Annotated in this window: 1 protein-coding gene; it reads left to right on the top strand. The window is 42.5% G+C overall.

From position 1 onward, the window contains the following. On the top strand, positions 1–275 hold a 275-nt coding region (locus tag SB754_RS20155; RefSeq protein ID WP_410784147.1), incomplete at both ends, for a hypothetical protein.

The following is a 275-nucleotide window of genomic DNA, read 5'->3' as shown; positions in this document are numbered from 1 at the left end:
CGACAAGTGCCACCTGCAGAAAGTGCAGAGATTTTCAAAAATGCTTTAGACAAAGCCGGTAATCGAAACTATGTTTTACAGTTTATTGAGGGTGCAGATCATTCCATTTACAACAACACAGATGACGGCTTTGTCTCCCTGAAGACACTTTATCCAGGTTATGCGGAAGCGATGACCTCATGGTTATTTCATGTAATTAATGGCCAACCGCCGGTAGCCCAAACGGTTGGACAAACCCCTTTACAAATGAGTAATAGTCTGACAGATCTTACAAC

Origin of the sequence: Leifsonia sp. SIMBA_070 (assembly GCF_046534635.1) — a bacterium.
In the GTDB taxonomy this organism is placed as follows: Bacteria; Actinomycetota; Actinomycetes; order Actinomycetales; family Microbacteriaceae; genus Leifsonia.
The sequence above is the reverse complement of the archived record's forward strand: the minus strand, read 5'-3'. Positions and strand labels throughout refer to the sequence as shown.